Source organism: Camelimonas sp. ID_303_24 (assembly GCF_053543495.1).
The window spans coordinates 490,114-513,742 of sequence record NZ_JBLLJM010000002.1 but is presented as its reverse complement, the minus strand read 5'-3'; the positions used below and the strand labels follow the sequence as shown (position 1 = coordinate 513,742).

Below are 23,629 nucleotides of genomic sequence, written 5' to 3'. Positions count from 1 at the left end.
AGAACAACACGACCTCAAGGCCCGCTATCGTGACGTCACGCCTTCGGCGGGACGGAGCGAGGCGCCGGCCCGCGCGCGGCGGGCCACTTGGGCGGCGCCGGGTTCAGCCGGCCTTCTTCTCCGGCAGATCGACGAACGACACCTTGCCCCTGTCGACCACGACGCCGATGCGGCCATGCTTCAGCGCAAGGGCGCGTTCGCCGAAAATTGTCCGGCGCCAGCCCTTGAGCGCCTGGGTGTCGGCGTTGTCGTCGGCGGCGATGGCTTCCAGGTCGTCGGTGGTGGCGATCAGCTTTGGCGCCACCTTTTCATTCTCTGACACCGCCTTCAGCAGCACCTTCAGCAGATCCATCAGCGCGCCGTTGGACGAGCGGCCGCGCTCCTTCGACGGCAGGGTGATGGAGCGCGGATCCTTGTCGAGGGCGCCCTTGATGACGGCGATGATCTCGCCGCCGGCGCGCGAGCGCTCGAAGCCGTTGGGGGTGGAGCGCAGCTGCCCCAGCGCTTCCGCCGTGCGCGGCGCGTTGACGGCGATGTCGATCAGCGCGTCGTCCTTGAGGATGCGCGAGCGCGGCACATCGCGGGAGCGGGCCTCGCGCTCGCGCCAGGCGGCGAGATCGCGCAGCACCAGGGCGTCGCGGGTCTTGCGCAGCCGGCCGCCCAGCTTCAGCCAGGCGTCGTCGGGATTGGTGTCATAAGTCGCTGGCGAGGTCAGAACCGCCATTTCGTCGGCCAGCCAGTCCTCACGTCCGGAGGCGGCGAGCTGGGCGCGCAGCGCTTCATAAACCGCGCGCAAATGGGTGACGTCGCCAAGGGCGTAGCTGACCTGCTGGTCGGTGAGGGGGCGGCGCGACCAGTCGGTGAAGCGCGAGGTCTTGTCGATTCGCGCGCGGGCCAGATCGCTGACCAGCTGCTCATAGGACACGGAATCGCCATAGCCACAGACCATGGCGGCGACCTGGCTGTCGAACAGCGGCGTCGGGATCACATGGCCCATGAACCAGATGATCTCCACATCCTGCCGGGCGGAGTGAAACACCTTCACCACGGCGGGATTGGTCATCAGTTCGAAAAACGGGGCCAGATCAAGGCCTGGGGCCAGCGGATCCACCAGAATCGCCTCATCGGGCGACGCCATCTGGATCAGGCAGAGCTTCGAATAATACGTCGTCTCGCGCAGAAACTCTGTATCGACCGTCACATAGGGATGGGCGGCGAGGCGGGCGCAGGCCGCCGCAAGTTCGGCGGATGAAGTAACTGGCAGCATAACCGGGCTATAGACCACGCTGGGAGGAATGTCCCGACTGTTTAGCTTTTTTGCTGCGTCGGCGCCATAATTTCTCCGCAAGGAGCTGTCTGCGCCTCCCGCAGGGCGTCCGCCATTGACAATGGGGGCGCCGTATGGGTTTTGTCGCGCTCCAACATGCCGCCGGCGTTGCCAAATTTCCCGGCGTCCCCGTTTTTTCAAGGATCTGGCGCAAGACAATGCATCGTTACCGCTCCCATACGTGTGGCGCCCTGCGCGCGTCGGATATCGGCAGCCAGGCGCGACTTTCCGGATGGTGTCACCGTATCCGTGATCACGGCGGCGTGCTGTTTATCGACCTGCGCGATCACTATGGCGTCGTGCAGTGCGTGGTCGATCCCGATTCGCCCGTGTTCAGCCTGATGGAGCAGGTGCGGTCCGAGTGGGTGGTGCGCGTCGACGGCAAGGTCCGCGCCCGTCCCGAGGGCACCGTCAATCCGGAGCTGCCCACCGGCGAGATCGAGATTTACGTCACTGACGCCGAGGTGCTGGGCGCCGCCTCCGAGTTGCCGCTGCCGGTGTTCGGCGATCAGGAATATCCTGAAGAGATCCGTCTGAAGTACCGCTTCCTCGATCTGCGCCGCGAGAAGCTGCACGCCAACATCATGAAGCGCGGGCGCATCATCACCAGCATGCGCAACCGCATGCAGGATCAGGGCTTCTTCGAGTTCCAGACGCCGATCCTGACCGCGTCGTCGCCGGAAGGCGCCCGCGACTTCCTGGTGCCGAGCCGCATCCACCCCGGCAAGTTCTACGCCCTGCCGCAGGCGCCGCAGCAGTACAAGCAGCTCATCATGATGAGCGGCTTCGACCGCTACTTCCAGATCGCGCCGTGCTTCCGCGACGAGGATCCGCGCGCCGACCGCCTGCCGGGCGAGTTCTACCAGCTCGACCTGGAAATGAGCTTCGTCGAGCAGGAAGACATTTTCGCCGCCGTCGAGCCGGTGATCACCGGCGTGTTCGAGGAGTTCGCCGACGGCAAGCCGGTGACCAAGAACTGGCCGCGCATTCCTTACGCGCAATCCCTGCGCAAATACGGCACCGACAAGCCGGACCTGCGTAACCCGCTGGTCATGCAGGAGGTGTCTGAGCATTTCCGCGGCTCCAACTTCAAGGTGTTCGCCAGCATGCTGGAGAAGGCCGGCAATGAGGTGTGGGCGATTCCCGGTCCGGGCGGCGCCAGCCGCTCGTTCTGCGACCGCATGAATTCCTGGGCGCAGGGCGAAGGCCAGAAGGGCCTTGGCTACATCATGTGGGGCGCTGCCGAGGGCGAGGGCGCCACGGGCGTGGTTGGTCGGGGGCCCATCGCCAACAACATCGGGCCGGAGCGCACCGAAGCCATCCGCCAGGCCCTGGGCCTGAAGGAAGGCGACGCCGCCTTCTTCGTCGCTGGCGATCCGCAGAAGTTTTACAAATTCGCCGGCATGGCCCGCACCAAGGTGGGCGAGGACCTGAAGCTGGTCGATCACGACCGTTACGAGCTGGCCTGGATCGTCGACTTCCCGTTCTACGAGTGGAACGAGGACGAGAAGAAGATCGACTTCTCGCACAATCCGTTCTCGATGCCGCAAGGCGGTCTGGAGGCCCTGAACAGCCAGGACCCGCTGACCATCAACGCTTTCCAGTACGACATCGCCTGCAACGGCTATGAAATCGCCTCCGGCGGCATCCGCAACCACCGCCCCGAGGCGATGGTGAAGGCGTTCGAACTGGCGGGCTACGACGAGGCGACCGTGGTTGAGCGCTTCGGCGGCATGTACCGCGCCTTCCAGTATGGCGCGCCGCCCCATGGCGGCATGGCCGCTGGCGTCGATCGCATCGTCATGCTGCTCTGCGGCGTCAACAATCTGCGCGAGATCTCGCTGTTCCCGATGAACCAGCGCGCCGAAGACCTGCTGATGGGCTCGCCCGCCGAAGTGGGGCCGAAGCAGCTGCGCGAACTGCACATCCGGCTCAACCTGCCGGAGGCGTGAGGACCGTGGCCGCCAGGTCTGGTTTCCCGGGTCGCGGCCATGCCCCCAGAAGGGCCTGAACTGGAAGGGGCGTCCGCCGTCACTGGCGGGCGCCCCAATCATGTACAAGGCGCCAGATGCGCGCGCCGGGCGCCGGGTCCGTCGTCGGTGAATGCCGGCGATTCCCGTGAATTCTGGCAGCGTCATGGAGACGTGGGATGAGCGCTGACACCCCGGTCACCGCCATCGTGGTGGCGTGGAACAGCGCCGACGCGCTGCCGGAGTGCCTGACGGCGCTGAACCGCGAGGGCGTCGCCGTCATCGTTGTCGACAACGCCAGCAGCGATGACACGGCGGCGGTGGCCGCGGCCCACGGCGCGCGCGTCATTCGCAATGCGCGCAATGAGGGCTACGGGCGCGGCAACAATATCGGCGTCGCCGCCGCCGGCAGCGACTTCATCCTCGTTATCAATCCCGATTGCGCGCCTGATCCGGGCTGCGTCGCGGCGCTGCTCGCCGCCGCCGGGCGCTGGCCGGACGCCGGCATGCTGGCGCCGCGCATCATCGAGCCGGACGGCCGGCTGTTTTTCCAGCGCCGCTCGCTGCTCTCGCCCTATCTGACCAATCCGCCCGACATCCTGCGCCTGCCGGAAGGCGATTGCTGCGCGCCGTTCCTTTCGGGCGCCTGCCTGCTGATGCGCCGCGCGGTTTTTGAACGGCTGGGCGGCTACGATCCCAATATCTTCCTGTTCTATGAGGATGACGACCTGTGTCGCCGCGTCGCCGAAGCGGGCCTGGCGCTGGTGCATGTGCATGCGGCTGTCGCCCGGCACGGACGCGGCAAATCGGCGGGCAGGGCGCCTGGCCGGGTGTTTCGCGCCCGCTGGCACATGGCGTGGTCGCAGGCTTATGTAGCCGACAAATGGAAATTGCCGTCGCCAGCCCTGGCCACGGCCCTGGTCAATGGCGGCAAGACGCTGCTGGCCCTGTTCAGCTTCCGCCGCGCCACCATCGAGCGTTATGCGGGGAGCGCGGCGGGCGCCCTGGCTTTCCTGAGGGGCAGGCGGGCGCTGGCGCGGGAGAATCTGGAGCCGGCAACGCCGGATGCAAGCGACGGCGGGTGACCAGATGCGTCGGGGGCGCTGGGATTTCTCGCGATGTCATGTCTCACAATGTCATTTCTCGCGATGTTCTGGATGCGCGGCAAATTGCGGCCGGCCCTGGGCCGGGAATTTGCGCGATCGTTCTGATTCACTGCGCTTTCTTAACGCTACATGGTGTCTGCTACGCTGGAGCGCGGTCCAGTCCCGCATGTGGTCATGCGCGATGGTCGTACCGGAAGGCTGGAGTCTGTCTTGCGAAGCCTGGAGCGCTTTACGGTCAGGCGGAAGCGTCGGATCGACTGGAATTCGCTCCAGGTAAAGGCTCCGGTTCACAGGGCAGGCGCCGGCCCCTTGCACTGACGTATTTTCGGCGCGAAGGGTGGAAGCTGCTTGTCCGGCAAGTGCGCGAGGGCATGGCGGCGGGATGAACCGGGGCGGGATGGCCAGAGGCGAGATGGGCAGAGGGATGACCAGCAGGATCGAGCGTGTCGGCGCGGTGCAGGCCGGGGAGGCCGTGGCGGCGGAACCGTGGCGGGGCGGGCTCCTGGGCGCCCCCACGGTGACGGAGGCCTCCGTCGGTCGCGCCAACAATTTCAACCTGCTGCGCCTGGTGATGGCGGTGGCCGTCGTCGTTTCGCATGGCTTCAGCGTCATCACCGGCAATGTGCACGACGAGCCGCTGACAGCCGCGACCGGCTATACCCTGGGCGAGCACGCCGTGAACGGCTTCTTCGTCATTTCCGGCTTCCTGGTCACCATGAGTTTCGACCGGCGCGGCTGGCTTGACTACGCCCTGGCGCGCGTTCTGCGCATCGCGCCGGGTCTGATCGTCGCCACGCTGATGGTTGGCCTGGTGTTTGGCGCGGCGCTCAGCTCGCTCGGGCCGTTTCGCTACCTGGCGGACGCCGGAACCTGGAAATTCGTCGTCCAGACCTTGACCACCTACAAGAGCAACACCGTCTTGCCTGGGGTGTTTGAGAACAACCCGTTCCGCTTCCCCATGGGAACGGTGTGGACCCTCAAATATGAGGTGATCTGTTACGCGGCCGTGTTCGTCATCGGCGCGCTCGGCCTGCTGCGCAGCCGCCGGCTGGCGCTTGGCCTGCTGCTGTCGCTGACCGCCGCCCTGCTGTTGCTGGACTGGCTGCAACCGGACGCAGCCAAGGGCCTGCAGACCGCCGTGCGGCTGCCGTTGCTGTTCACGGCCGGCGCGGTGTTCTATCGCTTTGGCGGCTCCATCCGCCTGTCGATCCTGGTGGCGATGTTCATGGTCGCCGGCGTTGTGCTGCTGCGGAATACCTTCGCCTACAACACGGCGCTGTTCCTCACCGAGGCCTATTGCCTGATGTGGCTGGCGCTGGTTCCGGTCAGCCGTCTCCTCCCCGAGCCGCGCGATGACATTTCCTACGGCGTCTATCTGTACGGCTGGCCCATCCAGCAGGCGTTGCACGCGCTGTTTCCGCTGGCCGGCGCGCTCGTCCTGCTGGCGCCGGCGCTGGCGCTCACCGTGCTCGTTGGCTTCGTCTCGTGGCGGATGGTTGAGAAGCCGGCTCTCAATATCAAGCGCCGTATCCTTGACCGGCGCGACCGCCCGCGGCCGATCTGACGCGCCTCCCGGCAGGCTGACCAGGGCCCTGCGGTGAAATTGGCCGGGGCATACCCGTCTGGACACGACAAGGCCCGCGCCATGCGCGGGCCTTGTCATTGATAGCCGCGAAAGCCGGTGATCTGGCGGTTCAGGGCTTTTGCGCTTCAGCGCTTCCTGTTGCCGATATCGCTCATGTCGAAAGGCGTCGTCTGGTAGATCTCGTTGATCCAGTTGCCGAACAGCAGGTGAGCGTGGCTGCGCCAGCGGTTGTTCGGCATATGCTCCGGATTGTCCCCCGGGAAATAGTCGTGCGGAATCGCCATCGGCACATTGGCGCTGAGGTCACGGAAGTACTCTTCGGCCAGGGAGGTCGAGTCATACTCGATGTGGTTGAACATGTGCAGCGAGGCGGTGGCCGGATCGTCCAGCAGGCACAGGCCCGCCCTGTCGCTTTCCGCCAGCACCTTCACGCCGGAACCGGCCGGAATATCGCTCTTGAGCACCTCGGTCCAGCGCGACACCGGCACCGAGAAATCATCCGAGAAGCCGCGCAGATAGGGCGAGGCCGGACACAGGTTGCGATGGCGGAACACGCCGAACGCCTTCTGTTCCAGCTCATACTTCGGCATGCCGTGGAAATGGTGCACGGCGGCCTGGGCGCCCCAGCAGATGTTGAAGGAGCGGTGCACATTGGTCTGCGTCCAGTCGAAGATCTGGCGCAGTTCATCCCAATAGTTCACCTCCTCGAACGGCAGCCGCTCCACCGGCGCGCCGGTGATGATGAAACCGTCGAACTTCTCATCCCGGATCTCCTCCCACGTGCGGTAGAAGGCAATCATGTGCTCGGCTGATGTGTTGCGCGGCGTGTGGCCGGAGATGCGCACCAGCGTCATCTCCACCTGCAATGGCGTCGCGCCGATCAGGCGGGCGATCTGCGTCTCGGTCCGGATCTTGTTGGGCATCAGGTTGAGGAAGCCGATGCGCAGCGGGCGGATATCCTGACGCACGGCGTCGGTTTCCCGCATGACCATCACGCCCTCGGCCTCAAGGGTGCTGAAAGCAGGCAGGTCATCGGGCAGCTTGATGGGCATCGGCGCATCCACTCGGGTTTCGCGCTCTCCGTGCAGACGGAAAACGCGTCGACAAACGACAGCGCGCAGGCGGCGGGTGGCCGTCTCGCGCTCCGGATTCGGGCAGGTGGATGCGGTGGCTGGTTCCGTTTGGTTGCCGGTCTGGCCACATCCTCCCCTGAGGGGAGCGCCACCTTGCCCGGAACAGGCAGGTTGGCGTTGGGAATGCATCCCAACTCCTGATGTAACGCTCTGTTTAAGCCGGATTCCCTCCACGCACAAGAGGGACGTTTCACGCCAGGGCGCATCCGCGGAAAATAATTCTGCGAGGGCCATCTGTCTGGAAGGATTTCATCCAGGCGGGCGCCGTTTCGCGTCGGGAAGCCGCGTCAGGGCAGGCGGGTGGAGCAAATTTTGATCCGCGCCAGCTGACGTTGCGCCGGTCGCGGATCGCGATATCCCGCCCGTTGCGCCCCCTCTCAGCCGCCGTCGCGAATTTTCCGGACGGCGGCGGCGAAGGCCGTCACATCCGTGTCCTGCAGCAGCGGCAGCAGCGTTTGCACCTGCTCCTTCGGCAGGTCCCACCAGGCGCTGGCGAGCAGGGCGGCGATGTCCGGTTCGCTGAAACGGTAGCGGATGATCCGGGCCGGGTTGCCGCCGACGATGGCGTAGGGCGGCACATCCTTCGTCACCACCGCGCGCGCGGCAACCACGGCGCCATGACCAACCGTCACGCCGGAGAGGATCATGCAGCCCGAGCCGAGCCATACGTCATGGCCAATATGCACGTCGCCCGAGGTGGCGTGGTAGTCGCTGTTCGCGCCCGGCCAGACAGTGGGGAAAGCCGGGAAGGGAAAGGTCGAGACCCAGTCCAGCCGGTGGTTGCCGCCGAGCAGGATCTCCACCTTGTCGGCGATGGAGCAATAGCGGCCGATGCTGAGCTTGGCGCCTGATTCAGCGAACCGCACCTTGGGGCGGCCATAGCTGTAGGCGCCAAAGCTGAAGCCGCGTTTTTTCGCCAGATTCGCCAGATGCACGCGGGTTTCGTTGTGCGGATTGCGCCACTGTCCGATCAGCCCCATGCCTGGTCGTTCTCCCGGGAGGTCAGTTCAACACACCCGCACATGCAACGGGCGTCGCAATGTGCGACGCCCGCGCCATAACGTCAAAGCCTGTTCGGGCCTACTTTGTCGTGGCCTTGAAGTCGAGCGCATCGAACAGCGCGTCCGGGTTGCCGGAGGCTGCGCCAATGACCAATTCGCTGATCGGGTCGCCGTCCGGCTTCCGCGATGTGGCGGAGAGGCTCAGGGAGCCGCTGTCGCGGATGAACTTGCCGAGCGCGCTGGTCAGCGCTTTGGCGCCGTCGCTGGAGCCAATCATCGACGGCAGCAGCATCTGCGCCAGGGCGGCCCAGCCGGCCCGCACCTGGGTCGCGTCGCTGTCGCCCTGTTCCTTAGCCTGCAATTCGGCGAAGCGCTTCGCAAAACCGCTGTCGGTCACGTCCAGCGAGAGGTTCTTCAGCCGGGAGGCGAGCAGCAACTGCTGGCGCCGGTCTTCGTTGGCCGTGAACAGCTCCTGGCTGACATTGCCCAGCAGGCCGGTGATCCTGACGCTGCCGATATCGGCGGCGCCGAAGTAAAACCCGCCGATGCGCAACTGCTGCGTGGCGGCGTCCCATTTGCTGTCGATTGAGGCCGACAGGTCGAGCTTGTCGTAGCCCATGGCGTGCAGCTTGGTCAGGGTGGCGTTCACGGAGGAGTCGTCGTCCTCGCTATCGTCATCCTTCTTCGGCTTCGGCAGGTCGATCACCAGGCGGTCGAGGCTGGTTTCGACGGCGGTGGGCACGCCATTGACCGGGTCGCTGTAAGAGCCGGAAAAACCCTGGACGGTGAATTTGACCCGCTCGCCCGGCGCATCGGGGCTGGCGACGTTGACGTCGATATTCTTCAGGGTCACGCCGCCGGTCGTCGGGGTCAGCGATGACAGGGCAGAATCGTCATCCTTGCCGGCGGCCGCGGCGGCGGAAAGCTTGCGGAACATATCCGCGAGCTTCACCGCAAAGTTGCTGATGCTGCCCTCGCCGATGGCCACGTGATCGCCCTCGACAGGGGCCACCTTCAGGCCGGAGAAGCTGAGCCCACCCTGGGCGACGGCGGAGCCGAACGACAGCGAGGCGATCTCGCCGCGCACGCGCGGCGCCGGCTTGTCGTCGCTTTTGGCGTCCTTGTTCTGGGCATTCTGGCCCTTCGCGTCAGCCTGCTTGCCCGCGTCCTCCTCGTCGTCGTCGCTGCCTTGATCAGGAACGTCGAATGTCATGCCGGTGATGGTGGCCTCGCCGAACGAGAAGGCCTCCAGGATGTCGGCGACATTGCCGTAATAGGCGGCGCGGGCCTTGGGCTCCAGGTCGTCGGGATTCGTCACCGCCTCGATGCCGGCGGTCAGTTCGAGCAGCGGCGTATTGAGCAGGCGGGCTTTGAAGTCCTTGCCGCTCACGCGCTTGATGGCGAAGCTTGCGTCGTCGCTTTTGACGGTGATGTCGCTGGCCGAGAAGGCGCCATAGGCCGGCTGCAACTGGCGATCGGCGTCATTGGCGGCGGCCTCGGTGTAAAGCCGCGCCACAAGCGCCAGATTGACCTGCTCCATGGCCGTCTGGCCGATAGAGCCGCTGGAATTGACCTCGCCCGCCTTCGTGGCGAACGTCGCGCCGCTGGCGGTGATGGCGCCGGCGACGCCGTTCTTCAGATCCGTGATGGTGATCTGCTTCCAGGTCGATGACGATTCGGCCTTGTCGGTCTTCTGGATGAGGACAAGCTCGGGCAGGGTGGCGCGGCTGACGCTGATGTCGACCAGGCGTTTCGCCAGCGGCGTGGCGCTTGTCTTGTCAAAAATGGCGCGCAGGCGCGCTTCGTCCACATTGTCGCCAGCGACTTCGAGCCGGGGAATGCGCAAGGTGAACTGCTTGCCGCTGATCTCGATGTCCGTCAGCGTGACGGACCCGGCTGCCTCGGCGGCGCTCGAAAGGCCGAAGTGGCCAGGCGTGGCGATGGAGCCGACCGAAATCCGCACGCCGTCCTGGCTGGCGGCCACGCGATCAAGTGTCACCGAGCCGGACACCGGATCGACCGAGACGCCGGCCACATCGACGCCGGCGCTGGCGAGGGCGCCGCGCACCTCGCGCGCCGTCCACTGGGCCCCGCCCGCCAGCACGGCGCCGGTGACGACGAATGCCAGCGCGCCGCCTGCTGCGATCCGGCGCGCGGGCCGCCTGCGGGAATTCGCCGGGGCGCCTGCCGGGGGCTGCGCATGGGACGACGTCAGTCTGGAATTCATGGGGGTAACAGTCCTCGGTGGCGTACGGTTGGCTGCGGGTTGGCGGACTTGTTCAGGCTGCCGCCCCCGCCATGAAGAACGACTGGGCGATGCGCGACAGCAGGCAGATGCCGGATCCGGTTCACCAGACGCCGCCACGCCATGGTTGTGGGACGCAACCATGGCGGCTGTAGAGCAAAATCTGGTCGTGCGGGCAAATCCGCCCGGCAATCCGCCCGGGTGGGAGATGGCGCTCCACGAGGCTACGCTCAAGGGGCGCCGGAGGAGAGGCCCGGAAAGCGCCTCCAGAGAGAGGCGCATCGGGAGTGAGACACATCAAAAGAAGGCGCATCTGGGCGAGCGCGCCAGACCGGGGCCGGAACTACAGGGCGAACGACGTGCCGCAACCGCAGGAGGCCGTGGCGTTGGGGTTCTCGATCCTGAACGCCTGTCCCATCAGGTCGTCGACGAAGTCGATCACCGATCCCTGCATGTATTCCAGCGAGACCGGATCAACCAGGACGCCAGCGCCGTCGCGCTCAATGACAATGTCGTCATCGGCGCGGTCACGGTCGATGTCGAAGACGTACTGAAAGCCCGAGCAGCCGCCGCCGTTGACGCTGATGCGCAGCATCGCGCCGCTCGGCTCATTGGCCAGCACCTGCCGGATCCGGCGGGCGGCGCGCTCTGTGACGGTGACGTTCTGCATCGCGGTGTTCCTGCAACATACGGCCAGGAGCCTCTGGCGCCAGCCAGCGGCTTTCCCTGGGCCTGCGCGAAAGGTATGTCCACCAGGGCGCGGCTTCAAGCACCCGGGCGTCCGCGCGCGAATGCCCGGGTGGAAAGTCGGCGGCCTGGCTGTCTGGCCGTCTGGTGGAATTGCAGGTTGAATTGCAGGTGAAATTCCTGGCGCCGGAACACGCCGCCAGGCGCGCCCGGACGGTTCCTGGCGCGGGAATGGCTGGTGGAATGGCCCGCCTTCCACGCCGGAAGGCGCGCGCAGCGGTGGACATGTTTGGGGGGTCTCAGATGACGCATCTGCGTCTGCACGGCGAGCGGTGGACGGCGGCCTGGGCCTGCAATCCGGGGGAGAGCCGGGGGCGTCGCTGGCCCGATGACGATTCGCCCACCCGCAGCCCGTTTCAGCGCGACCGCGACCGGATCATTCACGCAACGGCCTTCCGGCGGCTGAAGCACAAGACCCAGGTGTTCGTGCAGCATGAGGGCGATCATTATCGCACCCGTCTGACCCACACGATCGAGGTGAGCCAGATCGCCCGGGCCATCGCCCGCTGCCTGGGCCTCGACGAGGATCTGGCCGAGGCCATCGCCCTGGCGCATGATCTGGGCCACACGCCGTTTGGCCATGCGGGTGAGGATGCCCTGGAGGCCTGCACGCGGAGCATCGGCGGCTTCGATCACAATGCCCAGGCGCTGCGCGTGGTGACGCGGCTGGAGAGGCGCTACGCCGCCTGGGACGGGCTGAATCTGACCTGGGAAGCCCTGGAAGGTCTGGTGAAGCACAACGGGCCATTGCTCGACGCCAGCGGCCAGCCAACGGCGCGCTACGCCGCGCGCGGCGTGCCGGTGGCCATTCTGGAATACAACGCCATTCATGATCTGTGGCTGCATACCCAGGCCAGCGCCGAGGCCCAGTGCGCCGCTATCGCCGACGATATCGCCTATAACGCCCACGACCTTGATGACGGCTGGCGCGCCGGGCTGTTCGCGGCGGACGACGTGCGCAAGGCGCCTTTTCTCGCCGGCATTCTCCATGAGGTGGAGCAACTCTGGCCCGACCTTGATCTGGCCCGGACGATTCACGAGGTTGTCCGCCGGGTCATCACCCGGTTCGTCGAGGACGTGATTGCTGAAAGCGGTCGTCGAATCACCGCCCTTGGTCCGGCGGACGCCGACGCGATCCGGTTCGCGCCAGAGCCGGTGGTGGCGTTCTCGGAACGAATGGCCGCCGCTGACCGCGACATGAAGCAGTTTCTGTTTCCCCACATGTACCGGCACCGGCGGCTGATGCGCCTGCGCGAGGGGGCGGACTCCATCGTCCGCGATCTCCACGCCCGTTTCCTGGCCGAGCCGGAACTGCTCCCGGCGGAATGGCGGCGCGATCTCAACGGCGAGGCGGGGGAAGACATGCGGCTGCAACGGCGGGTGGCTGATTATATCGCCGGCATGACCGACAGCTACGCCCTGGCGCGTCACCAGGCGCTGTTCCCCCATACCCCCGACGTGACCGCCCGGCCTGAAGCCTGGACCGGCGGACACGATATTTCAGACCATTGACCGGATTGCCGGCAACTGGCCGGTTTTGGCGGCGTCCAGGTCCTGGCCGCTCCGTCGCCCCAGCCCGTGCGTAACTGGCCGCCGTATCCGCCGCCAGCAACGCCTGGCGCCTATGCCTCCCGGCGCCGCATGAGTCGGGCTGATTGGGTTTTGGCATGACTCCTGCTATTGGGGCGGCAGGACTATTGCGGGCGGCGGGATCATTGCGGGCGGCGCGATCCGGAATTGACGCCCAGCGGCCGCCAGGCTTGTGAAGAAGCGTTTTGCAATGAACATTTTTGATATTTACGAACAGCGTTTGAAAACGGTGCTTGAAGGTCTTGCCGCCACCGGCGCCATGCCCGGGGGGCTGGATCTCTCCCGCGTGGTGGTGGAGCCGCCGCGCGACATGAGCCATGGCGATCTCGCCACCAATGCGGCCATGGTGCTGGCGAAGGAAGCGAAGACCAATCCGCGCGCCCTGGCGGCATTGATCGTCGGTCCGCTCGGCGAAGTCGAGGGCGTGGCGTCTGTAGAGATTGCAGGCCCTGGATTTATAAATATACGATTGAAATCAAGCGTTTATCTTGATGTTCTAAAGGCTGTTGTCAACGATCCACAAGCCTTTGGCCGTGCCGCTGCCGGTCGTGGCGCGGTCAATGTGGAGTATGTCTCGGCCAATCCGACCGGCCCGATGCACGTGGGGCACGGGCGCGGCGCGGTGTTTGGCGATGCGCTCGCCAGCCTGCTGGCGTTCGCCGGTCATGACGTGACCCGCGAGTATTATATCAACGACGCCGGCGCCCAGGTCGACGTGCTCGGCCGCTCCGCTTTTCTGCGTTATCGCGAGGCGCTCGGGGAGGATATCGGCGAGATTCCGGCGGGTCTGTATCCGGGCGACTATCTGGTTCCGGTCGGCAAGGCCCTTGCGGAGGCTCACGGTCAGGCCCTGCTGCAGATGCCGGAGGAGGCGTGGCTGCCAATCGTCCGTGACGCCGCCATCGACGCCATGATGGCGATGATCCGGGGTGATCTCGCGGCGATCGGCATCAGCCACGACGTGTTCTTCTCGGAGCGTTCGCTTTCCCGGGGGCCCGACGGCGACCAGATTGGAGCGACCATCGCTGACCTGCGCGCCCGCGACCTGGTGTATGAGGGCCGGTTGCCGCCGCCGAAGGGCCAGCCGGTGGAGGATTGGGAGGATCGCGAGCAGACCCTGTTCCGCGCCACCGCCTTTGGCGACGACGTGGACCGCCCGCTGCTCAAGTCCGACGGCTCCTACACCTATTTCGCCGCCGACATCGCCTATCACCGCTCAAAATACCAGCGCGGCTTCGCCAGCATGATCGACGTCTGGGGCGCCGACCATGGCGGCTATGTAAAGCGCATGAACGCAGCTGTCGCCGCCGTCACCAGCGGCAATGGCAAGCTTGACGTGAAGCTGTGCCAGCTGGTTCGCTTGCTTCGCGATGGCGAACAGGTTAAAATGTCCAAGCGTTCCGGTGACTTCGTCACACTTCGTGATGTGATTGATGAGGTCGGATCAGACCCGGTTCGCTTTATGATGCTGTTCCGGAAGAACGACGCCACGCTGGATTTCGATCTTGCGAAAGTGGTTGAACAATCCAGGGATAACGCCGTGTTTTATGTGCAATATGCACATGCGCGTTGTGCTTCGGTGTTCCGTCAGGCGGCTGAAGCTTTCCCGGGGCGCAGTTTTGACCAGGCGGCTCTCGCTGGCGCCAGGATGGACGCGTTGTCCGACGCCTCGGAGGTCGATCTGTTGCGGTGGCTGGCGCAATATCCGCGCGTCATCGCGGCTGCGGCTGCGGCGCATGAACCGCATCGCGTCGCATTCTACCTGTATGATCTGGCAAGCGCCTTCCACAGTCACTGGAACAGGGGGCGCGACGCCGTGGCCTTACGGTTTGTTAACCAGGAGAATTCAGAGTTGACCCAAGCACGGCTGGCCCTCGTTGACGCGGTCCGGTCGGTTCTGGCTTCGGGTCTCGGGGTGCTGGGGGTCGGAGCGCCTGAGGAAATGCGCTGAACGGACCGGTCGCGTCGGTCGTTGCTTGCGTATTCCCGGGCTGCCAGCTCACAAAAGGAAACGGAACGCGCCGATGACTGACCGATCCTCCTCCCGCGTTGCGCTCGATCTTGATGCGCTTGAAGCAGGCATCGCCAGCACTGGCGAGCCTTCGCGCGCCGGCGGGGCGTCCGAAGACGCCCGCCTTGCAGAACTGGCCCGCATCGTCGGGCAGAATGACCGTTTTCGCGATTTGCTGCGCGCTCCGGCGGGCGGCGATCGCGTCGCCCCGTTGCAGGCCGCATGGCAGGAGCCAGCGCCGGCGCATGCGGAAGATCCGGCCCATCTGCGGGCATGGATGAATACCCCCGCCACAGGCCACGCAGCCGCGCATGATGCCGGCGCCGCTGACCCGCAGTGGGACGCTTACCACCAGCGTCAGCAGCCCGCCTCATATCAGCAGGCCGCGGCCTGGGACGACGCCGGCCAGGTTCAGCATGGTCACGGTTCCGCCCATGCCGGGCAGGGTTGGGATGGCGGCGCTGGCGCTGCGGCATCCGGCGCGGCTTCCTGGCCAGCCCAGCCGGAGCAGGATCACTATGGCGCGGGGCGCCACGAGTTTGCTCCGGCGCTCGATCCGCTGGAGGCGATTGAAGGCGCCCGCCTGCGTCGCCGCCGGCGGTCGCGCACGCCGCTGTATGCAGCGGTTGGCGTTGTCGCGCTGTGTGTCGCCGCGTCTGCTGGTTACTTCGGTTTGCGTGGCGGCGGCGCTGGCGGAAGCGGCGAGGCGCCGGTCATCCACGCCGACGCCTCGGCTGTGAAGGTGAAGCCGCCGGCGGACAGCGCCGCGGCGCCGGCGCCCACCAAGGAAATTTACGAGCAAATCGCCAGGGCTCCAGGCGAGACGAAGGTTGTCGCCAGCAACGAGCAGCCGGTGGACGTGGAGCAGACCCTGCGCCAGCAGCGCGCCGCCGCTGTCGCCGCCGGCAAGCTGCCGTCCGAGGTTGGCAATGAATCCGGCACGTTTGGCGCGCCGGGCGTTGCGCCGTTGCCGACCCACGCCGCCAACCGCGATCCGCGCTCTGGCCTCGGCGAGCCGCGCCGGGTCCGCACGGTTTCCATCGGTCCCGACGGCAAGGTGCGGGATGCCGGCCAGCAGCAGGCTGCCGTGCCGCAGTCCGTTCGCGAGACGGCCCAGGCGCCGACGCCCGCTGCGCGGCCCACGCCGCCGGCCAGGCCGATGCAGCAGGCTTCCGCCAAGCAGGAGCATCGCGTGCAGCCGACCATGGTCGACAACACGCCGACCGGTTCGGTTGACGCAGCGGCGGCTGCGCCGAAGCCGAAGGCTGTTGCCGCGGCTCCCGCTGGCAAGGGTGGTTTCGCGGTGCAGCTTGGCGCGCCAGGCTCCGAACAGGAGGCGAAGGCCATGGCCGCGAGCCTCAAGCGCAAATACGGCGTTCTGGCCAGCCACGGCACCGCCGTCGTCAAGGCGCAATCCAACGGGCGCACGATTTATCGCCTGCGGGTGCCTGGCCTGAGCCGCGAGAGCGCCACCAGCCTGTGCCAGCAGCTCAAGTCGGTTGGCGGCAGCTGCTTTGTGGCGCAGGGGTAATCCGGCGGGATCTTCGCCGGCGGCTGATGCTCACGGGGCTCCCATTCGGGAGCCCTGCGTGCGTCCGGGCCCGCGTTCCCCGGCATGGCCGGCTATCTTTCTTTGATGATTCGCACCTTCTCCCCCCTGGGGAAGCGCGCCTGGGGAGCAGCATATGACCGCACGGGCCCTGATCGTTGGCCTTTCCGGCCCGGAACTGACTGAAGACGAACGCGGGTTCTTTCGCGAGATCGACCCGTGGGGCTTCATCCTGTTCCGGCGCAATGTCGTTGACCGCGCTCAGGTCGCGCGGCTGACGGCGGAGCTGCGCGCCGCCGTTGGGCGCCATGTCCCGGTGCTGATTGACCAGGAGGGGGGACGGGTCCAGCGTCTGGCGCCGCCGGTGTGGCCGGCCTATCCGCCGGGCCGCGCCTATGGCCAGCTCGCATCGCCCTTCGCCCGGCGCGAGGCCGCCTGGCTGGGGGCGCGGCTGATCGCCCATGACCTGCGCGAGGTCGGCGTCGACGTTGATTGCCTGCCGGTGCTCGACGTGCCGTCGCCAGGCGCGCACGACGTGATCGGCGATCGCGCCTATGGCAACGAGCCGGCGACGGTGGCCAGCCTTGGCCGCGCCGCTGCGGAAGGGCTGCTGTCCGGCGGCGTGCTGCCGGTGGTCAAGCACATCCCGGGCCATGGCAGGGCGGGGGCTGACAGTCACCACGACCTGCCCGTGGTGGATGCGCCGCTTGCGGAGCTGGAGGCTCGCGATTTTGCGCCGTTCCGCGTGCTGGCGGACATGCCGCTGGCCATGACCGCCCATGTGGTGTTCACGGCGCTGGACGCCGCGCGCCCGGCCACCACCTCGCCGGAGGTTGTCAGCCGGATCATTCGCGGGAGCATCGGGTTGGACGGCCTGCTGATGAGCGATGATCTGTCGATGAAAGCGCTTCAGGGCGATTTCGCCGCGCGCGCCCGGGATTCGATAGTCGCAGGTTGTGATGTGGTTTTGCACTGCAATGGCGACCGGGCGGAGATGGAACAGATCGCCGCAGCCACGCCCCTGCTCAATGGCGCGGCGGCGCGGCGCGCCGACATGGCTCTGGGGCGCATCCTGAAAACCGTTGAACCGCTTGATGTTGAGGCGGCGCGCGCCCGTCTTGCCGAACTGCTGGCGCCAGCCGTGGCCTGACAATAAGCATCCCTGGCTGGAAAACAGGCGTGCGGACCAGCTGGCGCTGGTCCGCATTTCCTTGTTTTGGCCGCGAGGGCCGCGTAGGTTTGGCCCATATCAGGTCAGCCATGCGGGCGTTATCGATCCGCGAAAAGCCGGGAGACGGCGCTGACAGGCGGTTTACATGCCGGGCGATTTTTGTCGCTGACAGGCGGTTGGGAGAATTTCGATGGGTGGCGCAAGCATCTGGCACTGGGTTGTTGTCGGAGTGATCGTGCTTCTGCTTTTCGGGCGCGGCAAGATTTCAGATCTGATGGGCGACGTGGCCAAGGGCATCAAATCCTTCAAGAAGGGCATGCAGGACGATGAGGAGGCTCCGCGCGCTCCGGCTGAACAGCCGCGCCCGCTGGAGAACCAGACGACGGCTGATACGCAGGCTGGCGTCCGCAGCGAGGCTGGTCAGAAGCTCTGACAGCGGGGCAGGCGGTCCCTCCGTCGCCGCCGGGCCTTGCGCCTTGCCGCCCCACGATCGGGCTGCACCGGAAGCGCCCTGGACGTCCGTGTGGAGCCAGGCCGGCGGCCCGTGGACACGGCGATGCGTCGATATGGGATGTGCTTCCAGGGTGGTTGCCCTGGAACTCTGACCAGGGACCCCGCCGCCGGTCCTTCGACACAGGTTCTTAGGCGCAGGTTCTTGGGCGCAAGTCTGGATCACCGGAATGATCCGGCCTGGCCAGGAGCCTTTTCCGGTGCAGCGACAATCGCTGCGCCGGAAAAGGCTCCGCTCGGGGAGAGGGAGCAAAAATCCGGTGTGGATTCTTGCTCCAGGGGCCGTCTCTCACGACAACATCCAGGCATGTTGCGTTTGCACGAAGCCGGTTTCGTGCAAACGCAACATGCTCCAGGGCCAGAGAGCGCGTGATGTTCGATATTGGTTGGAGTGAATTGCTGCTGATCGGCGGCGTTGCGCTCGTGGTGATCGGGCCGAAAGATCTGCCCCGCGCCCTGCGCACCCTTGGGCAGACCACCACCAAAGTGAAGCGCATGGCGGCGGACTTCCAGCGCCAGTTCAACGACGCCATGCGCGAGGCGGACATGGAGGAGTTCCGCAAGGGCGTCTCCGATGTGGTCGACACCGCCCGCGACCTGAAGAACAACTTCAACCCGATTGACCGGCTGCGCAGCGAGATCAAGGGCGCCATCGACGACAGCGGCGCGCCGAAGCCGTTGCCGACGACCGATGTGCCCAGCGCCGGCGATTACCTGGCCAGCCTGCCTCAGCCGCCCGCTCCGGATGCGGCCGGAAAGGCCTTCGCCGCCGAAGGCGCGTCGCCGAAGGCCGTGGCGCAGCCGGGCGCAATGCCGGTCGACGCCGCACAGGCGACCGGGGCGCCGCCCGCGCGCAGGAAGCGCGTCGCCAAAGTGAAAGCCCCGGAAAACGTGGAAGGCATCGCGGAAGAGGGCGCGGCGGCAGGCGGCTCCGCCGCAAAGCCGGCCCGCGCGTCCCGCAAGTCCGGATCGCGCGGAGCGAAAGCCCATGCGTTGCCAGTGGATACCCATCCAGTACCGGCCGCTCCGGAAACGCCGGGGGCCGCCCCGAAGCGCTCCCGCGCCGGCAAGGTCGCGGCCGCCGATGCGGAGCCTTCGGCCACCGCGCCAAAAAAAAGCGCCTCCCGCAAGAAAGCCACTCCGGCTGCCGACGACGCCAGCGTTGTTGCGCCTGCGCCCGGGGGCGATGCCTCCCAGGCGGCTGCGCCTGCTGACGTCATCACGCCCGCCAACAAGCCCGCCAGTGACGGAACATCATGAGCGACGACGATATTGAGGCCTCCCGCGCCCCTCTGATCGACCATCTGATCGAACTGAGGGCGCGCCTCATCCGTTCGCTGATCGCGTTCGTGGTGATGTTTTTCCTGTGCTTCGCCCTGGCGCGTTATATTTATAACGTGCTGGTGTGGCCTTACGTCTTCGCGGCGGGGCCGGGGGCGGACGTGCGGCTGATCTATACGGCGCCGCTGGAATATCTGTTCACCCAGATCCGCATCGCCGTGTTCGGGGCCGCTTTCCTGTCGTTTCCGGTTGTGGCGGGGCAGGTTTACAAGTTTGTCGCGCCCGGGCTGTACAAGAACGAGCGCCAGGCGTTCCTGCCATATCTGGTGGCCACGCCGCTGTTCTTCCTGCTCGGCGCGGCGGTGGTCTATTTCATCGCCATGCCCGTGGTGATGAAGTTCTCCATTGGCCAGCAGCAGCTTGGCGGCGCCGGCGAAGCGACGATCCAGTTGCTCCCCAAGGTCAGCGAATATCTGTCGCTGATCATGACGCTGATTTTCGCCTTCGGCATCTGCTTCCAGCTCCCCGTCATCCTGACCCTGCTGGCGCGCGCTGGCCTTGTGACCTCCGATTTCCTGCGGGAAAAACGCCGCTACGCCATCGTGCTGGTGTTCGTGGTGGCGGCGGTGCTGACGCCGCCGGACGTCATCAGCCAGCTCTCCCTCGCGATCCCGACCCTGCTGCTTTACGAGGCCTCGATTTTCGCCGTGAAGATTGTCGAGCGCAAACGCGCCGAGGCGGAAGCCAAACGGGCGGAAGAAGAAGCGGCGGAGGATCTGCCGACAGCCGGAGACGGCATCTGACAGGGGCCTGAAACCACCCGCCGCCCTGGCCAGAAATGGCCAGGGCGGTTTGCTTTTGCGGAACCGCCGGGGTTGACCCGGCGCTGCGGGGGCCGCAAACACCCCGTTGCAAACGCTTCCCGCGATCGTCTGGCGCCGTTTCACGGCCCGCCCGGCCCGCTGCCAGCGTTGCTGCGATGGTTGCGCCGCGTGCGCCACCCGATGTTTTTGAACCAATGCGTTTCCACGTGGGGCTGTGACCGCCCCGCCGGAGAACGCGCCAACCAGCGTGTGATCCCATGCACGACATCCGCCTCATTCGCGACGATCCGCAAGCCTTCGACCGGGCGCTCGCCCGCCGTGGACTGGCGCCGCTGTCGTCCCGGCTGCTGGAGCTGGATGACGCGCGCCGCGCCGCCATTCAGGAAGCCCAGACCGCCCAGGAGCGCCGCAACGCCCTGTCGAAAGAGGTGGGCGAGGCCATGCGCGCGAAGGACGTCGACCGCGCCAACGCCCTGAAGGCCGAGGTGGCGCGGCTGAAGGAAACCGCGCCGGAACTGGAGCAGCGCGAAAAGGCCGCCCAGGCAGCGCTCGACCAGGAACTGGCGGCGATTCCCAACGCGCCGCTCGCCGAGGTTCCTGACGGCGCCGATGAGAGCGACAATGTCGTCAAGAGCGTGTTTGGCGAGCGTCCCGATACGCGCGCCGACCGCCTGCAGGGCGTTGCGGCGCCGAAGCAGCATTTCGAGTTGGGCGAAGCGCTCGGCCTGATGGATTTCGAGACGGCGGCGAAGCTTTCTGGCTCGCGCTTCGTCGTGCTGAAGGGGCAGCTTGCCCGGCTGGAGCGGGCGCTTGGCCAGTTCATGCTCGATCTGCACGTGGGCGAGCACGGCTATGAGGAAGTCAATCCGCCGGTGCTGGTGCGCGATGACGCCATGTTTGGCACGGCGCAATTGCCGAAGTTCCGCGATGACCAGTTTCGCGTCGTCGCCGGCGGCCTGACCCGGGCGGAGTTCGCGGCCAACGCCCGCCGCCACGCGGAGGCTGGCGTCGCGGATGCGGCCGGCCAGGCCTTCGCTGACTGGCAGGACAATGGCCACTGGCTGATCCCCACCGCTGAGGTGCCGCTCACCAATCTGGTGCGCGAGAGCATCGTGGCGGAGGAGGAGCTGCCGAAGCGCTTCACCGCGCTCACCCACTGCTTCCGCGCCGAGGCCGGCGCCGCCGGCCGCGATACGCGCGGCATGCTGCGCCAGCACCAGTTCAGCAAGGTCGAGCTGGTCTCCGTCACCACGCCGGAGGCGTCGCTTGCCGAGCACGAGCGCATGCTGGCCTGCGCCGAGGCGGTGCTGCAAAAGCTCGATTTGCATTATCGTGTCGTCACCCTGTGCACCGGCGACATGGGCTTTGCCTCGGCCCGCACCTTCGATCTGGAAGTATGGCTGCCGGGCCAGCAGGCCTATCGCGAGGTGTCGTCGGTGTCGGTGTGCAATGATTTCCAGGCGCGGCGCATGAACGCCCGTTGCCGGACAAAGGACAGCCGGCAAACCAGATTCGTTCACACCCTCAACGGTTCTGGCACCGCCGTCGGCCGCGCCATGATCGCCGTGATGGAAACCTACCAGAACGCCGACGGCTCGATCACCGTGCCGGCGGCGCTGGTTCCCTACATGGGCGGCGTCACCCGGATCGGGGCCAAAGCCTGATCGCGACGCGGCGTCCGTTCCGGCCGGAACGGATGTTCGCGCCTTGTTTGAGTTGATGCGTTTTTCGCATGCGCCGTGATGGGCATGTCGCCGCAAAACGCTTTACGGAGAGGCCCGCGCCGTGCGGGTCCATCCTGTCTCGCAGTCCGGGGAGATTGCTCGTGCGCATCCTGATCACCAATGACGACGGCGTGAACGCCGAGGGCCTCGGCGTGCTGGAGAAAATCGCCCGTGCGATTTCTGACGACGTCTGGGTGATCGCACCCGAATCCGACCAGAGCGGCGTTGGCCACTCCCTGTCCCTGAGCGATCCGCTGCGCCTGCGCCAGATCGACGGCAAGCGCTACGCCGTGCGCGGCACGCCGACCGATTGCGTGCTGATGGGCGTGCGCCAGGTCATGAAGGATCACCGGCCGGATCTGGTGCTGTCCGGGGTCAACAAGGGCCACAACGTCGCCGAGGACGTGATCTATTCCGGCACCATCGCCGCCGCCATGGAAGGCGCGATGCTGGGCATCCAGTCGATTGCCCTGTCCCAGTCGTTCCAGCCGGGCCTGCGCGAATCCGCGCCGTGGGATTGCGCCGCCACCCATGGCGAAGCCGTTGTTCGCAAGGTGCTGGAACTGGGCATGGACCCGGATACCCTGGTCAACGTCAACTTCCCGCCCTGTCCGGCGGGCGAGGTTGAGGGCATCGCCGTCACCGCCCAGGGGCGGCGCGATCCTGGCATGCTCGATATTGAAGAGCGCGCCGATGGCCGTCTGATTCCCTATTACTGGCTCACCTTCCGCCGCACGCCGTCGACGCCGCGCAACGGCACCGATCTGAAAGCCTTGTTTGAGCGGAAAATTTCGGTCACCCCACTGCGCATCAACATGACGGATGAGCCGCTGATGACCCGCTACGCCCGCGGCTTCGCCTGAGGCTGCGTGACGTTCGGGCGAAGTGCTGCGACGTAGCCCGCGCTTCGTCCCTGGTGGCGCGCGCAGCGCCAGGCAAGCTTCGCCAGATCGGGCGAAATACAGCCAGGCGTCGCTTTCAGGGCCGGGCCCCGGGCGCGGACGCCCCCGCCGGGCTGGGATAATTTCTTAATTAAATCCGCGCTGTAATGCCATGCAGGGGCGGCCCGGGCCGCGTGGCCCAGGATGGCGGCGGAGGTGCATGGTGGCGGCGCTGGCGCAGTTGCAGACACGTGAGAATCCGGTGCGCGAGGAAACGGCGGCTTTCCTGCTCAACCTGCGTTCGCGGGGCATCCGGGACATTGCCATCCTGCGCGCCATGGAGCTGGCGCCGCGCGACATGTTCGCGCCGCGCCGTTTCGCCGATCTGGCCCGTTCCGACGTGGCGCTGCCGCTGCCGTGCGGCCAGACCATGACGTCTCCCATGCAACTGGCGCTGATGCTGCGCGAGCTGGCCGTCAGCCGCGAGCACCGCGTGCTCGAGATCGGCTCCGGCTCCGGCTATCTCACGGCGGTCCTCGGGCATCTGGCCGGGGAGGTGGTGAGCCTTGAGCGCATGCGCACGCTCGCCATCGCCGCCGCCAGCCGCATCAGCCGGCTTGAACTTGACCATGTGACGGTGGAGGTGGGCGATGGCCTGGTTGCGGACGCCGCCGCCTGGGGGCGTTTCGACCGCATCATCCTCAACGGTTCGCTCGCCCATGCGCCGCCCGGCCTGATTGATGCGCTCAACGATGGCGGGCGGCTCGTCGGCGCCATGATCACGCCGCAGGGGCCGCGTCTGGTCCGCGTTGAGCGTCATGGCGACGCTTTGCCGGAGGCCCTGTGCGGGCCTTTGCGCCTGCCGCCGCTGCAGGCGGGAATCGCGCAGGCGTTGTAACCGTTCAGGCGTCTGCCGATGCTGCGCCGGGCGGGCCGCCCTACTGCCGTTTCCTGTGTGAACTTCCCTTCACATG

The 23,629-nt window shown here is 66.5% G+C and carries 18 protein-coding genes and 1 riboswitch; of the genes, 13 read left to right on the top strand and 5 right to left on the bottom strand.

Going from position 1 to position 23,629, the window contains the following annotated elements; translation table 11 throughout:
* Nucleotides 1–103: 103 nt before the first annotated feature.
* Complete coding sequence (gene rnd / locus ACERNI_RS02740) at nucleotides 104–1,267, bottom strand: ribonuclease D (RefSeq protein ID WP_448831803.1); 1,164 nt, start codon at nucleotides 1,265–1,267, stop codon at nucleotides 104–106.
* 218 nt (nucleotides 1,268–1,485) lie between these two features.
* On the opposite strand from rnd, the gene aspS reads away from it, so the two are divergent.
* From aspS to ACERNI_RS02725, 3 genes are all read left to right on the top strand, one after another.
* The gene (aspS, locus tag ACERNI_RS02735) at nucleotides 1,486–3,279 is read left to right on the top strand and encodes an aspartate--tRNA ligase (protein WP_448831723.1); all 1,794 of its coding nucleotides are present in this window, start codon (nucleotides 1,486–1,488) and stop codon (nucleotides 3,277–3,279) included.
* A 197-nt stretch (nucleotides 3,280–3,476) separates the two neighbouring features.
* Entirely contained in the window at nucleotides 3,477–4,382 is a 906-nt protein-coding gene (locus ACERNI_RS02730) for a glycosyltransferase family 2 protein (protein ID WP_448831722.1), read from the top strand.
* 445 nt (nucleotides 4,383–4,827) lie between these two features.
* Nucleotides 4,828–5,967: an acyltransferase family protein gene (locus tag ACERNI_RS02725; RefSeq protein WP_448831721.1), complete on the top strand. Its 1,140-nt coding sequence runs from the start codon at nucleotides 4,828–4,830 to the stop codon at nucleotides 5,965–5,967.
* Between the two features lie 146 nt (nucleotides 5,968–6,113).
* On the opposite strand, the gene ACERNI_RS02720 is transcribed toward ACERNI_RS02725, so the two are convergent.
* The 4 genes from ACERNI_RS02720 to erpA form a co-directional block, all read right to left on the bottom strand.
* On the bottom strand, nucleotides 6,114–7,040 hold the full coding sequence (locus tag ACERNI_RS02720) for a homoserine O-succinyltransferase (RefSeq protein ID WP_448831720.1): 927 nt from the start codon (nucleotides 7,038–7,040) through the stop codon (nucleotides 6,114–6,116).
* Between the two features lie 119 nt (nucleotides 7,041–7,159).
* Nucleotides 7,160–7,270: riboswitch (SAM-I-IV-variant riboswitch) on the bottom strand.
* Between the two features lie 228 nt (nucleotides 7,271–7,498).
* The gene (locus ACERNI_RS02715) at nucleotides 7,499–8,101 is read right to left on the bottom strand and encodes a CatB-related O-acetyltransferase (protein WP_448831719.1); all 603 of its coding nucleotides are present in this window, start codon (nucleotides 8,099–8,101) and stop codon (nucleotides 7,499–7,501) included.
* Between the two features lie 100 nt (nucleotides 8,102–8,201).
* Nucleotides 8,202–10,349, bottom strand: a complete 2,148-nt coding sequence (locus ACERNI_RS02710) for a hypothetical protein (protein ID WP_448831718.1) — start codon at nucleotides 10,347–10,349, stop codon at nucleotides 8,202–8,204.
* A 361-nt stretch (nucleotides 10,350–10,710) separates the two neighbouring features.
* Nucleotides 10,711–11,037, bottom strand: a complete 327-nt coding sequence (gene erpA / locus ACERNI_RS02705; protein ID WP_448831717.1) for an iron-sulfur cluster insertion protein ErpA — start codon at nucleotides 11,035–11,037, stop codon at nucleotides 10,711–10,713.
* A 320-nt stretch (nucleotides 11,038–11,357) separates the two neighbouring features.
* On the opposite strand from erpA, the gene ACERNI_RS02700 reads away from it, so the two are divergent.
* The 10 genes from ACERNI_RS02700 (at nucleotide 11,358) to ACERNI_RS02655 (ending at nucleotide 23,553) form a co-directional block, all read left to right on the top strand.
* Entirely contained in the window at nucleotides 11,358–12,626 is a 1,269-nt protein-coding gene (locus tag ACERNI_RS02700; protein WP_448831716.1) for a deoxyguanosinetriphosphate triphosphohydrolase, read from the top strand.
* A gap of 268 nt (nucleotides 12,627–12,894) precedes the next feature.
* The gene (argS, locus tag ACERNI_RS02695) at nucleotides 12,895–14,655 is read left to right on the top strand and encodes an arginine--tRNA ligase (RefSeq protein WP_448831715.1); all 1,761 of its coding nucleotides are present in this window, start codon (nucleotides 12,895–12,897) and stop codon (nucleotides 14,653–14,655) included.
* 73 nt (nucleotides 14,656–14,728) lie between these two features.
* Nucleotides 14,729–16,246 (top strand): SPOR domain-containing protein, encoded by a 1,518-nt coding sequence (locus tag ACERNI_RS02690; RefSeq protein WP_448831714.1) that lies wholly within the window; start codon nucleotides 14,729–14,731, stop codon nucleotides 16,244–16,246.
* Nucleotides 16,247–16,400: 154 nt separating this feature from the next.
* Nucleotides 16,401–17,414 (top strand): beta-N-acetylhexosaminidase, encoded by a 1,014-nt coding sequence (nagZ, locus tag ACERNI_RS02685; protein WP_448831713.1) that lies wholly within the window; start codon nucleotides 16,401–16,403, stop codon nucleotides 17,412–17,414.
* A gap of 211 nt (nucleotides 17,415–17,625) precedes the next feature.
* Nucleotides 17,626–17,868: a twin-arginine translocase TatA/TatE family subunit gene (locus ACERNI_RS02680; RefSeq protein ID WP_448831712.1), complete on the top strand. Its 243-nt coding sequence runs from the start codon at nucleotides 17,626–17,628 to the stop codon at nucleotides 17,866–17,868.
* A 449-nt stretch (nucleotides 17,869–18,317) separates the two neighbouring features.
* Nucleotides 18,318–19,205: a Sec-independent protein translocase protein TatB gene (tatB, locus tag ACERNI_RS02675; RefSeq protein WP_448831711.1), complete on the top strand. Its 888-nt coding sequence runs from the start codon at nucleotides 18,318–18,320 to the stop codon at nucleotides 19,203–19,205.
* On the top strand, nucleotides 19,202–20,029 hold the full coding sequence (tatC, locus tag ACERNI_RS02670) for a twin-arginine translocase subunit TatC (protein WP_448831710.1): 828 nt from the start codon (nucleotides 19,202–19,204) through the stop codon (nucleotides 20,027–20,029). The genes tatB and tatC overlap by 4 nt, the downstream gene beginning before the upstream one ends.
* Before the next feature lie 278 nt (nucleotides 20,030–20,307).
* Nucleotides 20,308–21,714, top strand: coding sequence for a serine--tRNA ligase (gene serS / locus ACERNI_RS02665; RefSeq protein ID WP_448831709.1), 1,407 nt, complete (start codon nucleotides 20,308–20,310; stop codon nucleotides 21,712–21,714).
* 161 nt (nucleotides 21,715–21,875) lie between these two features.
* A complete protein-coding gene (surE, locus tag ACERNI_RS02660) occupies nucleotides 21,876–22,637 on the top strand; it encodes a 5'/3'-nucleotidase SurE (protein ID WP_448831708.1) in 762 nt (253 codons plus the stop codon).
* Between the two features lie 238 nt (nucleotides 22,638–22,875).
* Nucleotides 22,876–23,553: a protein-L-isoaspartate O-methyltransferase family protein gene (locus ACERNI_RS02655; RefSeq protein WP_448831707.1), complete on the top strand. Its 678-nt coding sequence runs from the start codon at nucleotides 22,876–22,878 to the stop codon at nucleotides 23,551–23,553.
* Nucleotides 23,554–23,629: the final 76 nt, after the last annotated feature.

What these genes read in the sequence shown, in the direction of transcription:
- rnd (WP_448831803.1), bottom strand. Translation starts at nt 1,267, where the DNA reads ATGCTGCCAGTTACTTCATCCGCCGAACTTGCGGCGGCCTGCGCCCGC.
- aspS (WP_448831723.1), top strand. Translation starts at nt 1,486, where the DNA reads ATGCATCGTTACCGCTCCCATACGTGTGGCGCCCTGCGCGCGTCGGAT.
- ACERNI_RS02730 (WP_448831722.1), top strand. Translation starts at nt 3,477, where the DNA reads ATGAGCGCTGACACCCCGGTCACCGCCATCGTGGTGGCGTGGAACAGC.
- ACERNI_RS02725 (WP_448831721.1), top strand. Translation starts at nt 4,828, where the DNA reads ATGACCAGCAGGATCGAGCGTGTCGGCGCGGTGCAGGCCGGGGAGGCC.
- ACERNI_RS02720 (WP_448831720.1), bottom strand. Translation starts at nt 7,040, where the DNA reads ATGCCCATCAAGCTGCCCGATGACCTGCCTGCTTTCAGCACCCTTGAG.
- ACERNI_RS02715 (WP_448831719.1), bottom strand. Translation starts at nt 8,101, where the DNA reads ATGGGGCTGATCGGACAGTGGCGCAATCCGCACAACGAAACCCGCGTG.
- ACERNI_RS02710 (WP_448831718.1), bottom strand. Translation starts at nt 10,349, where the DNA reads ATGAATTCCAGACTGACGTCGTCCCATGCGCAGCCCCCGGCAGGCGCC.
- erpA (WP_448831717.1), bottom strand. Translation starts at nt 11,037, where the DNA reads ATGCAGAACGTCACCGTCACAGAGCGCGCCGCCCGCCGGATCCGGCAG.
- ACERNI_RS02700 (WP_448831716.1), top strand. Translation starts at nt 11,358, where the DNA reads ATGACGCATCTGCGTCTGCACGGCGAGCGGTGGACGGCGGCCTGGGCC.
- argS (WP_448831715.1), top strand. Translation starts at nt 12,895, where the DNA reads ATGAACATTTTTGATATTTACGAACAGCGTTTGAAAACGGTGCTTGAA.
- ACERNI_RS02690 (WP_448831714.1), top strand. Translation starts at nt 14,729, where the DNA reads ATGACTGACCGATCCTCCTCCCGCGTTGCGCTCGATCTTGATGCGCTT.
- nagZ (WP_448831713.1), top strand. Translation starts at nt 16,401, where the DNA reads ATGACCGCACGGGCCCTGATCGTTGGCCTTTCCGGCCCGGAACTGACT.
- ACERNI_RS02680 (WP_448831712.1), top strand. Translation starts at nt 17,626, where the DNA reads ATGGGTGGCGCAAGCATCTGGCACTGGGTTGTTGTCGGAGTGATCGTG.
- tatB (WP_448831711.1), top strand. Translation starts at nt 18,318, where the DNA reads ATGTTCGATATTGGTTGGAGTGAATTGCTGCTGATCGGCGGCGTTGCG.
- tatC (WP_448831710.1), top strand. Translation starts at nt 19,202, where the DNA reads ATGAGCGACGACGATATTGAGGCCTCCCGCGCCCCTCTGATCGACCAT.
- serS (WP_448831709.1), top strand. Translation starts at nt 20,308, where the DNA reads ATGCACGACATCCGCCTCATTCGCGACGATCCGCAAGCCTTCGACCGG.
- ACERNI_RS02655 (WP_448831707.1), top strand. Translation starts at nt 22,876, where the DNA reads ATGGTGGCGGCGCTGGCGCAGTTGCAGACACGTGAGAATCCGGTGCGC.